We start from the raw sequence: 12,308 nt of genomic DNA on the forward strand, positions 1-12,308 counted from the left end.
GCACTGCTCCATCCGGCGCGCCGGGGCCGACGGGCGATCAGACGGTTTCGGAGGTCCGGTCGGCGGGGGCGGGCGTGAGCGCGCGCAGCGCGTGCACGAGCGGAGCGAGCTCGGGGGTCTCCTCCGCCTCGGCGAGCGCGCGTCGGAGGACGGCGTCGTGGGTGGGGCGGGCGGCCGAGAGCAGTTCCTGCCCGGCCGGGGTGAGCTCGGTGTAGATGCCGCGCCGGTCGTCCACGCACAGGTAGCGGGACAGCAGTCCCCGGTCCTCCAGGCGGGTGACGAGCCGGGTCGTCGCGCTGTTGGACAGCGCTGCGGCCCGGGCGAGCTGGCGCATGCGCATGTGCCAGCCGTCCTGGCGGCTGAGGGCGTCGAGGACCGTGTACTCCACGACGGAGACGCCGTGCTCGGTCTGGAGGGCCTTCTCCAGGGCGGTCTCGATGAGGCCGTGCACGGCCGTGAGCGTGCGCCAGCCGTGCGCGCGGACCTCGACGGCGTCGTCGGAGATGGCCATGGCCGCACCTCTTCTGAGTAGGGGTTCACAGGATATCTGATTGCGAAGAAAGAGCGCGTGTGCAACTATCTAGTTGTGTCTGCAACTAGTGCAGCCGCAACGACCAGTCGCCTCTCCGAGGAGCCCGCCCCATGCCGCTCGCGCTCTACGCCCTCGCCGCCGGGGGATTCGGCATCGGTCTCACCGAATTCGTCATCATGGGACTCCTGCCCGAGGTGGGCGCCGACTTCGGCGTCTCACCGACCGTCGCCGGGTACCTCGTCTCCGGATACGCCCTGAGCGTCGCCGTGGGCGGCGTCGGCCTCACCGCGGCCCTGAACCGCGTCGACCGCAAACGGGCGCTCCTGCTGCTCATGGTCCTGTTCATCGTCGGGAACACGGTCTCCGCGCTCGCCACCGGGTACTGGGTCATGCTCGCGGGTTGCGTCACCGCCGCCCTGTGCCACGGCGCCTTCTTCGGCATCGGATCCGTCCTGGCCGCGGGCATCGTGCCCCCGCACCGGCGCGCCGCCGCCATCTCCGTCATGTTCGCCGGCCTCACCACCGCCACCGTGCTCGGAGTCCCCTTCGGCACCTTCCTCGGCCAGGCCGCCGGATGGCGTGCCACGTTCTGGGCCATCGCCGCCATCGGCGCGGCCGCCTTCATCGGCATCGCCGCGCTCGTCCCGCGGGGGAGCGGTGACCGGAGCGACGAGAGGGGCGGCCTGCGCGCCGAGTTCGGCGCCTTCCGCAGTCCCCAGGTCTGGCTCTCCCTGGCCGTCACCGTGCTCGGCTTCGGCGGCATGTTCGGCGCCTTCACCTACATCGCGTTCACGCTCACCGAGGTCAGCGGGTTCTCGTCGGCGACCGTGCCCTGGCTCCTCGTGCTCTTCGGGCTCGGTCTGTTCGCCGGGAACCTGTGGGGCGGCCGGGCCGCGGACCGCGACCTGCCGCGCACGCTCCTGGTGCTCTTCGCCCTGCTCACCGCGGTCCTCGCCGTCTTCTCCCTGACCGCCCGCCTGAGCTGGGCCGCCCTCTCCGGACTCCTCCTCATGGGCGCCGTCGGGTTCGCGACCGTGCCCGGACTCCAGATGCGCGTCATGGGGTACGCGTCGAAGGCGCCCACGCTCGCCTCGGGGGCCAACATCGCCGCGTTCAACGTCGGCAACGCCCTGGGGGCCTGGGCGGGCGGGATCGGCCTGGCCCTCGGACTCGGGTACGGCTCGCCGCTGTGGATCGGCGCGCTGATCACGTTCGTCGGTCTGCTGGTCCTGGTCGGCGCCTTCCTCGCACCCGGCGGCGAGTTCGCCCGCGACCGCTCCCCGGCCGTCGGCGTCTGAGCCCGGGAACCCCTCGCCGACGGTCCTCCCGCGCCGACGCCGTTCGGGGCGGCCGCGACGAGGAGGCGCCGCCCCTGGCGGTGCGCGGAGCCGGGACGCGGAGCGGGCGGGCACGGCCCCGCCGTGCCCGCCCGCCGCCGTGCGCTCCGCGCCTACAGCGGGGATCCGAGCACCTTTCCGGCGTCGGACACGAGCGCGGCCAGGTAGTCCCCGGCGGCGCCTCCGGAGGCAAGGAGCGCGGCCTGACCGGACCACAGGTTGAGCCGGTCGGGCCGCCCCAGCTCCGCGGCCCGGGCCCGGATCGGCATCATGAGGTTGTTCTGCGCCGGATAGGGCGGGACCCGGTCCTCGGCGTCGGCCAGCTCCCGCACCAGGCCGTTGGCGATCCCCCTCGCGGGGCGTCCGGAGAAGAGCCGGGTGAGCACGGTGGTCTCCGCCCGTTCGGAGGCCAGCGCGTCCCGGTGCACCTGGCTCGCGCCCGACTCCCGAGTCCGGAGGAAGCCGGTCCCCACCTGGACCCCGTCCGCGCCCAGGGCCAGGGCCGCCGCGACGCCGCGCCCGTCGGCGATCCCGCCCGCGGCGACCACCGGCACGGTCACGGCGTCGCTCACCTGGGGGACCAGGGAGAACGTGCCGACCAGCGACTCGCGCACCGGTGCCAGGAACGAACCGCGGTGCCCGCCCGCGTCGCTGCCGGAGGCCACGACCACGTCGCATCCGGCCTCCTGGAGCGCGCGGGCCTCGGCGACCGTGGTGGCCGTGCCGATGAGCGTCGCCCCGATCCTTCGGGCGCCCTCGACCAACCGGCGGGACGGTGTGCCCATCACGACGCTGATCACCGGGGGCCGGGCCTCCAGTACCGCGTCGACCTGGGCCTCGAAGTCGAGGCGGGCGTTGGCGGCGTCCAGTCCGGGCGGGGTGAGCCCGAACTCGGCGTAGTGGGCGGCGAGCCGGTCGGTGTGCGCGGCCAGCGCCGTCGCGTCGGGGACGGGCCGTTCCTCCTCGGCGCGCGGGATCCACAGGTTGACGGAGAACGGCGCCGTGGTGGACGCGCGGATCCGGTCCACCACGGAGCCGATCCGTTCGGGGGCCACGGCGTGCAGACCGTACGATCCCAGGCCGCCGGCCTCGGAGACCGCGGCGGTGAGTTCGACCGTCGACAGCCCGCCGCCGAACGGGCCCTGGACGACGGGGTGGCGGATGCCGAGAACGCTGGTGAGGGCGGTGCCGGGCCGCCGTTCGGAGCTCACGCGGCCACCGCGGCGCGCCCGAGGGCGAACCGGACGGCGACCGACGCGACCTGGGACCCCAGGTGTTCGGCGGTGCGCAGGTCGCTGTCGATCGGCGCCTGGTCGGGGCCCAGGTCGGCGGCGGACTGGGCCATGGCGCCGGTGAAGCCGCCGAGCCGGTTGAGGTCGTCGCGGTCGCCCTGACTCGAGTACTCGCCGCCCGGGGCCAGGCCGAGCGGGACCCAGATCATCCCGTGCTGGGCGGCGAACACGGCGAGCGCGCTGAGCGTCGTGTCCTTGTTGCCGTTGATCCCCGCGGAGTTGGTGAAGCCGGCGGCGAGCTTGCCCTGCCAGCGGCGCTCCTGCCAGATGGGCGCGGTGGCCTCGGCGAACGTCTGGAACACGGCGGAGGTGCCGCCCATGTAGGTGGGGGTGCCGAAGACGATGGCGTCGGCGGAGTCCAGTTCGGACCACAGCGCCGCGTCGGGGGCGCTGACGTCGTGCGCGGTGGCGATGGCGCCGTCGACGCCCGCGGCTCCCCGGGTGACCGCCTCGGCCTGGCGGGCGGTGTGGCCGTAACCGCTGTGGAAGGCGACGGCGACTCGGACATCCATGGGTGGTTCCCCTCGGTCGGGTGGGCCCGGCGGCCCGTGCGGGATGAATATAGACGACCGGTCAACTATTTCGCAACCGGCGAGACCCGTCCGGATAGTTGACCGGCCGTATAATCTCGGTCCATGGGACGTACGAGCGATGCCAGGGAGCGGATTCTGGACTCGTCCCGCAGGCTCCTGCGCACGCGCGGCTACACAGCCCTGGGCGTCGCGCAGATCTGCGACGACGCGGGAGTGAAGAAGGGCAGCTTCTACCACTTCTTCGACTCCAAGCAGGCCCTGACCATCGAGACCGTCGACGAGCACTGGGCCGAGGAGCGCCGCGGACTGGAGGCGGTGCTGGCCGGCGCGGGCGGCCCGGTCGAACGGCTCCACGCCCTGGTCGAGTGCCTGGTCGGCACCCAGCGCGCCGACCACAGCGAGTCGGGGGCCATGTACGGCTGCCTCTACGGCAACCTCGCCCTGGAACTGAGCGGGCAGGAGCCGGAGGTGCGCGGTCGTCTGGCGAAGGTGTTCGACGACCAGGTCGCCATGGTCGCCCGCCTCATCGCCGAGGCGCAGGAGGAGGAGCTGATCGGCCGGGGGACCAGCGCCCAGACCCTGGCCAGGTCGATGGTCGCCCAGATCGAGGGCACGGTGCTGCTGGCCCGGGTCCGCAACGACCCCACCCTGCTGGACGAGGCCTGGCCGAGCGCGCGGCGGCTCCTGGCCGTGGCCTGACCCCTTCGGCCGTCCGACCCGCCCGCACCCCGGGAACCGCTCCGAACCTGTCCGCGAACGCCGGTGCGCGTCTCCCCGGACGACGAGCGGCCGGCCGTCGGCCCCCGCGTGTCGTCGACCCCCCGACCGGGCGGTCTCCCTACACTCTGTGGTCGGGCGGAAGGAGACGGCATGGCGTGGGGAAACAGGGAGATCTCACAGCTCGCGCTCGGCGTGTTCGGGGACGACCTCTGGAACACGGGCGGTATGGCGGAGCTGGAGGACCACCTGGCGGACGACTTCAGGAACCACCAGCTCCCGGATGCCAGGGGAGGTGAGTCCGTCATGGACCTGGAGGAGTGGCGGACGCTCCTCCACCGTTTCCACCAAGGCTTCTCGGACGCGAGGATGGAGATCCTGCGGCAGGTCGCCGAGGGGGACTACGTGGCCACCCGCTGGCGCGTGACGGCGAAGAACGTCGCCGAGTTCGCGGGCTATCCGGCGACCGGCAGGTCGTGCACGTGGACGGGCGCGTCGACCGACCGGTTCGACGGCGGAAGACTCGCCGAGACCTGGGTCGACTGGGACAAGTACACGTTCCTCGCGGGGTTGGACCTCGTCTAGCCGACCCCGGGCGCCCGGGGCTCCCGAAGCCGCCCCGGTGCCGCGAGGCTGCGCCTCGGCAGCGCGCTCTCGAACTCCCGGGGGCCGTCGGCGCCCGGCTCGTACCCGGCCATGGGACCGTGCGCCGACGCGAACCACGCGTCCAGCCCGGCCGAGGCCGCGCCCCGAAACACGAAAGGCGCCCCGGAGGACGCCGTATCGCCTGGTCAGCGCGGTGATCGTACTGATCCGCGCGAAGTGCCCCCTGCAGGATTCGAACCTGCGCACACGGCTCCGGAGGCCGTTGCTCTATCCCCTGAGCTAAGGGGGCGCGCTGCGTGAACAACTGTAGCAGGGGCTCCGCGCGGTTCGTCCACCCGACGGACCGCGCCCCTCCGCGCCCTGTCGATCCGGCCAATCCAGTGGTGTCCCCTCACCCAGCGGCGGTAGTGTCGCGCCCGTGAACGCCCTACCCGCACGGGTTCTCGTCGTCGAGGACGACGAGGTGATCCGGGAACTGATCCGCCTGAACCTCGAACTGGAGGGGTTCGAGGTCTTCACCGCGGTGGACGGCCAGGACTGCCTCGAACGCGTCGGGCACATCGCCCCGCACGTGGTCACGCTCGACGTCATGATGCCCCGCCTGGACGGCTGGTCGGCGGCCGAGTCCCTGCGCGCCGACGACCGCACGCGGGACTGCAAGCTCGTCCTGGTCACCGCGCGCGCCCAGGGCGACGACCGTCGGCGCGGGGAGCGGATCGGGGTCGACGCCTACGTCACCAAGCCCTTCGACCCCGACGAGCTGGTCGACGTCATCCGCGCCCTCGTCGACGGGGAGTCCGTGTGACCCCCTGGACCCTGGAGGCCGCGCTCCGCCGGGCCGCCGTCCGCGCCTACGGCCTGGCCTCCGAGGACGTCCCCCTCGTGTGGCCCCGCAACGACCACGCCGGGGAGGGCGCCGACGCAGCGAGCGCGCTCGCGCCCCGGCTCGTCCGGCTGGTCGCGGGCAGGCGTTCCCGGCCCTCGGCCGTATCCGGGCGCGTCGTCGCCGAACTGGCCCGCATGCGCGACGAGGGCCTGGTCGACTACGCCCGTGCGGGCGACGACGCGCGCGGCTTCGTCAACGTCGCCTTCACGGACACGCAGCACCGGGACCTGCTGGCCGCGGCGGCCGACGGCCCCCGGCTCCTCACCGGCCGGGCCTGGGACGGCCGGGGGGAGTGGCCGACCACGCCGCTGCACGAGGCGGGCCCCGTGGCCCAGGCCCGCCGCCTGGCCCGCGCCGACGCCCGGCGGCGTCTGGCCGTCGCGACCGGGGAGTCGTCCCCTCCCCCGGGCCCCGGCGACGCCGAGGTCTCCTGGCGCGATCCCTACCTGGACGGCGGGCACGGGGAGTCGGTCACCCCCGCCGCGCGCCTCCTCGGCACGGTGGGCGAGGCCAGCGCGCGCATCGCGTTCTGCCGGTCGATCCCCGAGCGCCCCCGCGAGGCCGAGACGACCGGCCTCGACCTGCCCGTCCTGCCGTCCGCCGAGCACCCCGGCGCCTGGGTCCGCCTCACCGACGCCAATCCGGCCTTCCGACTGCGTTACGCCCACGCGCACGCGGTCAGCCGCGTGCGCTGGACGGGAGAGGGGGCAGCCGAGCCCGCCCCCTGCCCCCGGCACACCGCCAGGGTCCGCGGACTCCTCTTCGACGGCACGAGCTCCGTCGACACGGCGGCGCGCCGAGAGGAACCCCATATCCTGGTCAGATACCTGGAGGCACTGGCCCGTGCCTACGATGAGTGGCGGACGTGCCCCACCGCGGACCCCGAGGGGGCGCGGGGGGCGGCCGTGGACCCGGCGCTGCCAGCCGCCGTCGCCGGGGTCCTGCGCACCGGGCTCTTCCTGCTCGGGGTGTCGGCGCCCACAAGGCTGTAGACACTCCGCGCCCCATCCGACGGGCCGACCCAACTCCTTTGTCCCTACCGGGTAAGTGGACAATAGGAGGAGGCGCCTCCGCCGCCAGCACAGCCGCATCCCAGTCGAAAGCCCATCATGAGCCGCTACGCCCACCCCGCCGGATCACGCCACGCGGAGATCCTGCCGGAGGACAACCCGCCGCTGCCGCCCGAGGACCTCAACGGCCTCGACCCCCGGGTGTGGCCCGCCACCGCCCGTCGCGCGGACGGCGAGGTCGCCGTCGGGGGCGTCGGCGTGCGCGAACTCGCCGAGACCCACGGCACCCCGCTCTTCGTCATGGACGAGGAGGACTTCCGGGGCCGCGCCCGCGACTACCGCAACGCCTTCACCGACGCCGACGTCTACTACGCGGGCAAGGCCCTGCTGACCAAGGCCGTCGCGCGCTGGGTGGTCGAGGAGGGCCTCAAGCTCGACGTCTGCTCCGGAGGCGAACTCGCCGTCGCCCTCGCCGCGGGGGTGCCGCCCGAGCGGGTGGGCATGCACGGCAACAACAAGTCCACGGCGGAGCTGCGCCGCGCGGTCGAGGCCGGGGTCGGCCGGATCATCATCGACTCCCTCGACGAGATCGAGCGCCTGGAGTCCGTCGCCGCGGAGCTGGACCGCCGCCCCCAGGCCCTCATCCGCGTCACCACCGGCGTCGAGGCCCACACCCACGAGTTCGTCGCCACCGCGCACGACGACCAGAAGTTCGGGTTCGCCCTGAGCACCGGCGCCGCCGCCGAGGCGGTCCGCCGCGTGCTCGACGCGCCGCACCTGGACCTGGTCGGTCTGCACTCGCACATCGGGTCGCAGATCTTCGACACCTCCGGGTTCGAGGTCGCGGCCCGCCGCGTCACCCGCTTCCTCACCGGGATCCACGAGGAGCTCGGGGTCACGCTCGCCGAACTCGACCTCGGCGGCGGCCTCGGCATCGCCTACACCTCCGGCGACGACCCGCTCGACCCCAAGAGCATCGCCGAGAGCCTCACCGCCATCGTCCGCCGCGAGTGCGAGGAGGCAGGGCTGCCGGTGCCCCGTCTCGCCGTCGAGCCCGGCCGCGCCATCGCCGGCCCCGCGGGGATCACCGTCTACGAGGTCGGCACCGTCAAGGACGTCGAGGGCATCCGCACCTACGTCAGCGTCGACGGCGGCATGAGCGACAACATCCGCACCGCCCTCTACGGCTCGGAGTACACCAGCCAGCTGGTGTCCCGGGAGAGCGACGCCGAACCCATGCTGTCCCGCCTGGTCGGCAAGCACTGCGAGAGCGGCGACATCATCGTGCACGACCTCTACCTGCCCGCCGACCTCAGGCCCGGCGACCTGGTGGCGGTCGCCGCCACCGGCGCCTACTGCTACTCCATGGCGAGCAACTACAACCACCTGCCCCGCCCCGCCATGGTCGCGGTCCGGGACGGGCGGGCACGGGTCATCGTGCGCAGGGAGACCGAGGAGGACCTCCTCCGCCTCGACGTAGGCTGAACCGGCCGCCGGCGCGGCGCGGCCGCGCGACGGTAGGACACGAGAGAAGTGGGAGTCACGCCCAAATGGCGATGAAGGTGGCGCTGCTCGGATGCGGCGTTGTGGGCGCGGAAGTCGTCCGCCTGATCGAGGAGCAGTCCGACGAGCTGGCCGCGCGAGTGGGCACGCCGATCGAGGTCGGCGGCATCGCGGTGCGACGTCTGGACAGGGACCGCGGTGTCGACCCGTCACTGCTGACCACCGACGCCACGGGCCTGGTCACCCGGCCCGACATCGACCTCGTCGTGGAGGTGATCGGCGGTATCGAACCGGCCCGCTCGCTCATCCTCGCCGCGATCAAGGCGGGCAAGTCCGTGGTGACGGCCAACAAGGCGCTGCTGGCGGAGGACGGCCAGACGCTGCACGCGGCCGCCCGCGACGCCGGAGTGGACCTGTACTACGAGGCCGCGGTGGCCGGGGCCATCCCGCTGCTGCGCCCGCTGCGCGACTCCCTCGCGGGGGACCGCGTCAACCGGGTGCTCGGCATCGTCAACGGCACGACGAACTACATCCTCGACCGCATGGACTCGCTGGGCGCCGGGTTCACCGAGTCCCTGGAGGAGGCCCAGGCCCTGGGCTACGCCGAGGCCGACCCCACCGCGGACGTCGAGGGCTTCGACGCCGCGGCCAAGGCCGCCATCCTGGCCCGCCTGGCCTTCCACACCCAGCGGGTCACCGCCGCCGACGTGCACCGGGAGGGGATCACCGCGGTGTCGGCCGCCGACATCGCCAGCGCCCGCGCCATGGGCTGCGTCGTCAAACTCCTGGCGATCTGCCAGCGCTCGGAGGACGGCGCGTCCGTGGGCGTGCGCGTCCACCCGGTGATGCTGCCCGTCGACCACCCCCTGGCCAGCGTCAAGGAGGCCTACAACGCGGTGTTCGTCGAGGCCGAGTCCGCCGGTCGGCTGATGTTCTACGGCGCGGGCGCGGGGGGCACCCCCACGGCCAGCGCCGTCCTCGGCGACGTGGTGGCCGTGGCGCGCAACCGCCTCGCCCGCACCCACGTGGCGGAGGGGGCGCACGACACCGGGCTCCCTGTGCATGACATGGGCCACACCATCACCAGCTACCACGTGTCGCTGGACGTGGCGGACCGGCCGGGCGTGCTCTCGAAGGTCGCCGAGGTCTTCGCCGACCACGGCGTGTCGATCAAGAACGTGCGCCAGGAGGGCAGCGGGGAGGACGCGCAGCTCGTCCTGGTCAGCCACCCCGCCCCGGACTCGGCGCTGCGCAGCACGGTGGAGCGGCTGCGCGGCCACGAGCTGGTGCGTGAGGTGGCCAGCGTGATGCGCGTGGAGACCTTCTCCGACTGACCCTCGGCCGGTCCAGGGGGCGGTCACCCCGGGCGGTCCTCCGTGCGTACGCCGCCGGGGCCGCGCGGCGTGCCCGGTGTCCGGATGGTGGGACGAGCGACCGCGATTCGAGATGGTCCCGGTGGGGCCATAGACTCGTAGCTGGTGGCGGCGGCACCGCGACGGCGACCGCCCCGCCGAGTCCATCTGCGCGTCAAGCGAAGCCGCATCCACCCGAAAGGGAACAGTCGTGAGCATGGCACGGGCGTGGCGAGGGGTCGTCGAGGAGTACCGCGACCGCCTCCCCGTCAACGAGAACACCCCCGTCGTCACCCTTCAGGAGGGCGGCACGCCCCTGCTCCCGGCGACGCGCGTGTCCGAGCTGACGGGTTGCGAGGTCCACCTCAAGGTCGAGGGCCTCAACCCCACCGGGTCCTTCAAGGACCGCGGCATGACCATGGCCATCACCAAGGCCGCCGAGGACGGCGCCAAGGCCGTGATCTGCGCCTCCACCGGCAACACCAGCGCGAGCGCCGCGGCGTACGCGATCCGCGCGGGCATGACCTGCGCCGTGCTCGTGCCCCAGGGCAAGATCGCCATGGGCAAGCTCGCCCAGGCGCTCGTCCACGGCGCCCGCCTGCTCCAGGTGGACGGCAACTTCGACGACTGCCTCGAACTCGCCCGCAAGCTCAGCGTCGACTACCCGGTCGCGCTGGTGAACTCGGTCAACCCCTACCGGCTCCAGGGCCAGAAGACCGCGGCCTTCGAGATCGTCGACGCCCTCGGCGACGCTCCCGACATCCACTGCATCCCCGTCGGCAACGCGGGCAACATCAGCGCCTACTGGATGGGCTACACCGAGTACGCCGAGGACGGGATCTCCACCCGGAACCCGCGCATGTTCGGCTTCCAGGCCAGCGGTTCCGCCCCGATCGTCGACGGCGCGCCCGTCACCAGCCCGAGCACCATCGCGACCGCGATCCGCATCGGCAACCCCGCCTCCTGGAAGCTGGCCGAACAGGCCAGGGACGAGTCCGGCGGACTCATCGACAAGGTGACCGACCGCGAGATCATGGCGGCCTACAAGCTCCTGGCCGCCGAGGAGGGCGTGTTCGTCGAACTCGCCTCCGCCGCCAGCGTCGCCGGTCTGCTCAAGGCGGCCAAGGTCGGGCTGGTCCCGCGCGGCAGCCGCGTGGTCTGCACCGTCACCGGCAACGGGCTCAAGGACCCGGACTGGGCCCTGGCCGGCGCCGCCTCCGCCACCACGGTCCCGGTCGACGCCCGCGCCGCCGCCGAAGCCCTCGGACTCGTCTGAGCGCCTCGGGGAACCCCCGCGGAAGGAACCCACGATGACCCCATCGCGCCCCGTGCGCGTGACCGTCCACGCACCGGCCACCAGCGCCAACCTCGGCCCGGGCTTCGACGCCCTCGGCCTCGCCGTGCGGCTGTACAACCGGTTCGAGGCCGCCGTGCGCGACGACGACCGGATCAACGTCGAGGTCACCGGAGAGGGGGTCGGAGAGCTGCCCCTGGACGACCGCCACCTCGTGGTGCGCTCCATGCGGGAGGCCTTCGAACGTGACGGGCACAAGCTGCCCGGCATCGACCTGGCGTGCGTCAACGAGGTCCCGCACGCGCGGGGCCTCGGCTCGTCCTCGTCGGCGATCGTCGGGGGCGTCGCGGCCGCCGCGGCGCTGCTGGGCCGGACCGGTCCGGACGGGGGCCCGGACCGTGACTGGATCTACCAGATCGCCGCGGACATCGAGGGCCACCCGGACAACGTGGCCCCCTGCGTCTACGGCGGCTACACGATCGCCTACCGGGACGCGGGCCGGTGGGGCGCGGTCTCCCTCGCGCCCGACGCCCGGATCCTGCCCGTTCTGTGCGTTCCCTCGTGGCGGCTGTCCACCGAACGCGCGCGCGGCCTGCTCCCCGAGCGCGTGCCGCACGCGGACGCGGCCTTCAACGCGGGCCGCTCAGCGCTGATGACGGCGGCCGTTTGTGGCCACCCCGAGGCTCTGTACGCGGCCACCGCGGATCGGCTACACGAGTCCTACCGGGAACCGGCCATGCCGCGCACCCTCGAACTCATTCGTGACCTGCGCGAACACGAGGGTCTGCCCGCCGTGGTCTCCGGGGCGGGGCCGACGGTGCTCGTCCTGTGCGCCGTGGCGGAGGGCGAGGCGCGCGCGGATTCGCCGGAAATCGCCCACCAGATTGATTCGATCGCTCGGCGGGCGGGTAATGATTGGGGCATACACCCCCTGCGCGTCGAGCCGGCGGGGGTGCGGACCCCATCTCCCCATCCGTAGCACCTGTGTTGAGGAATAGCCGTGGCCTCTGGTGATGTTAGGCTAGGTGAAGCACCAGATGCCCCGTTGCGGGGCGAGTGCTCATCCGCCACAGCGGCTTCCGCGACCCATACTCCGGCGTTCCGGTCTCACGATCGTCCGGGGGCGGTGGCCAACGTGTCGAGTCCGCGGTTTCCCCGCGACTGTGCCTACGTCACCAGAGTCAGCACCTCTTCCTCGGATGAGCGTGTCACTACGGCTGACGGGCATCACCACCGAGCCATCCGC

At 73.1% G+C, this 12,308-nt stretch carries 12 protein-coding genes and 1 tRNA gene; 9 read left to right on the top strand and 4 right to left on the bottom strand.

Annotation, left to right across the window (positions count from 1 at the left end; translation table 11 throughout):
* Window positions 1-37: 37 nt before the first annotated feature.
* A complete protein-coding gene (locus ACIBFB_RS15460) occupies window positions 38-511 on the bottom strand; it encodes a MarR family winged helix-turn-helix transcriptional regulator (RefSeq protein ID WP_397230456.1) in 474 nt (157 codons plus the stop codon).
* Between the two features lie 131 nt (window positions 512-642).
* Between ACIBFB_RS15460 and ACIBFB_RS15465 the strand changes: the two genes are divergently transcribed.
* A complete protein-coding gene (locus ACIBFB_RS15465) occupies window positions 643-1,830 on the top strand; it encodes an MFS transporter (protein WP_397230458.1) in 1,188 nt (395 codons plus the stop codon).
* Between the two features lie 152 nt (window positions 1,831-1,982).
* Here the strand turns inward: ACIBFB_RS15465 and ACIBFB_RS15470 are convergent, their stop codons facing one another.
* Window positions 1,983-3,080, bottom strand: coding sequence for an NAD(P)H-dependent flavin oxidoreductase (locus ACIBFB_RS15470; protein WP_397230460.1), 1,098 nt, complete (start codon window positions 3,078-3,080; stop codon window positions 1,983-1,985).
* Window positions 3,077-3,673, bottom strand: coding sequence for a flavodoxin family protein (locus ACIBFB_RS15475; protein ID WP_397230462.1), 597 nt, complete (start codon window positions 3,671-3,673; stop codon window positions 3,077-3,079). The genes ACIBFB_RS15470 and ACIBFB_RS15475 overlap by 4 nt, the downstream gene beginning before the upstream one ends.
* Window positions 3,674-3,796: 123 nt before the next feature.
* Between ACIBFB_RS15475 and ACIBFB_RS15480 the strand changes: the two genes are divergently transcribed.
* Both ACIBFB_RS15480 and ACIBFB_RS15485 read left to right on the top strand, forming a co-directional pair.
* Window positions 3,797-4,393: a TetR/AcrR family transcriptional regulator gene (locus tag ACIBFB_RS15480; protein ID WP_397230464.1), complete on the top strand. Its 597-nt coding sequence runs from the start codon at window positions 3,797-3,799 to the stop codon at window positions 4,391-4,393.
* A 171-nt stretch (window positions 4,394-4,564) separates the two neighbouring features.
* Complete coding sequence (locus ACIBFB_RS15485; RefSeq protein ID WP_397230466.1) at window positions 4,565-4,996, top strand: ester cyclase; 432 nt, start codon at window positions 4,565-4,567, stop codon at window positions 4,994-4,996.
* A gap of 238 nt (window positions 4,997-5,234) precedes the next feature.
* Here ACIBFB_RS15485 and ACIBFB_RS15490 read toward each other — a convergent pair.
* Window positions 5,235-5,306: transfer RNA gene (locus ACIBFB_RS15490), tRNA-Arg, on the bottom strand.
* 129 nt (window positions 5,307-5,435) lie between these two features.
* Here ACIBFB_RS15490 and ACIBFB_RS15495 point away from each other — a divergent pair.
* From ACIBFB_RS15495 to thrB, 6 genes are all read left to right on the top strand, one after another.
* Entirely contained in the window at window positions 5,436-5,822 is a 387-nt protein-coding gene (locus ACIBFB_RS15495) for a response regulator transcription factor (protein ID WP_397230468.1), read from the top strand.
* On the top strand, window positions 5,819-6,895 hold the full coding sequence (locus ACIBFB_RS15500; protein ID WP_397230470.1) for a DALR anticodon-binding domain-containing protein: 1,077 nt from the start codon (window positions 5,819-5,821) through the stop codon (window positions 6,893-6,895). Before ACIBFB_RS15495 ends, ACIBFB_RS15500 begins: the two co-directional genes overlap by 4 nt.
* A 117-nt stretch (window positions 6,896-7,012) precedes the next feature.
* Window positions 7,013-8,398, top strand: a complete 1,386-nt coding sequence (gene lysA, locus ACIBFB_RS15505) for a diaminopimelate decarboxylase (protein ID WP_397230472.1) — start codon at window positions 7,013-7,015, stop codon at window positions 8,396-8,398.
* Between the two features lie 65 nt (window positions 8,399-8,463).
* A complete protein-coding gene (locus ACIBFB_RS15510; protein ID WP_397230474.1) occupies window positions 8,464-9,750 on the top strand; it encodes a homoserine dehydrogenase in 1,287 nt (428 codons plus the stop codon).
* Between the two features lie 235 nt (window positions 9,751-9,985).
* The gene (thrC, locus tag ACIBFB_RS15515; RefSeq protein ID WP_397230614.1) at window positions 9,986-11,044 is read left to right on the top strand and encodes a threonine synthase; all 1,059 of its coding nucleotides are present in this window, start codon (window positions 9,986-9,988) and stop codon (window positions 11,042-11,044) included.
* Window positions 11,045-11,078: 34 nt separating this feature from the next.
* A complete protein-coding gene (gene thrB / locus ACIBFB_RS15520; RefSeq protein ID WP_397230476.1) occupies window positions 11,079-12,041 on the top strand; it encodes a homoserine kinase in 963 nt (320 codons plus the stop codon).
* The last annotated feature ends 267 nt before the right edge of the window (window positions 12,042-12,308 follow it).

Origin of the sequence: Nocardiopsis sp. NPDC050513 (genome assembly GCF_044457925.1) — a bacterium.
GTDB lineage: Bacteria > Actinomycetota > Actinomycetes > Streptosporangiales > Streptosporangiaceae > Nocardiopsis.

What these genes read in the sequence shown, in the direction of transcription:
- ACIBFB_RS15485 (WP_397230466.1), top strand. Translation starts at nt 4,565, where the DNA reads ATGGCGTGGGGAAACAGGGAGATCTCACAGCTCGCGCTCGGCGTGTTC.
- ACIBFB_RS15480 (WP_397230464.1), top strand. Translation starts at nt 3,797, where the DNA reads ATGGGACGTACGAGCGATGCCAGGGAGCGGATTCTGGACTCGTCCCGC.
- ACIBFB_RS15475 (WP_397230462.1), bottom strand. Translation starts at nt 3,673, where the DNA reads ATGGATGTCCGAGTCGCCGTCGCCTTCCACAGCGGTTACGGCCACACC.
- ACIBFB_RS15465 (WP_397230458.1), top strand. Translation starts at nt 643, where the DNA reads ATGCCGCTCGCGCTCTACGCCCTCGCCGCCGGGGGATTCGGCATCGGT.
- lysA (WP_397230472.1), top strand. Translation starts at nt 7,013, where the DNA reads ATGAGCCGCTACGCCCACCCCGCCGGATCACGCCACGCGGAGATCCTG.
- ACIBFB_RS15460 (WP_397230456.1), bottom strand. Translation starts at nt 511, where the DNA reads ATGGCCATCTCCGACGACGCCGTCGAGGTCCGCGCGCACGGCTGGCGC.
- thrC (WP_397230614.1), top strand. Translation starts at nt 9,986, where the DNA reads ATGGCACGGGCGTGGCGAGGGGTCGTCGAGGAGTACCGCGACCGCCTC.
- thrB (WP_397230476.1), top strand. Translation starts at nt 11,079, where the DNA reads ATGACCCCATCGCGCCCCGTGCGCGTGACCGTCCACGCACCGGCCACC.
- ACIBFB_RS15510 (WP_397230474.1), top strand. Translation starts at nt 8,464, where the DNA reads ATGGCGATGAAGGTGGCGCTGCTCGGATGCGGCGTTGTGGGCGCGGAA.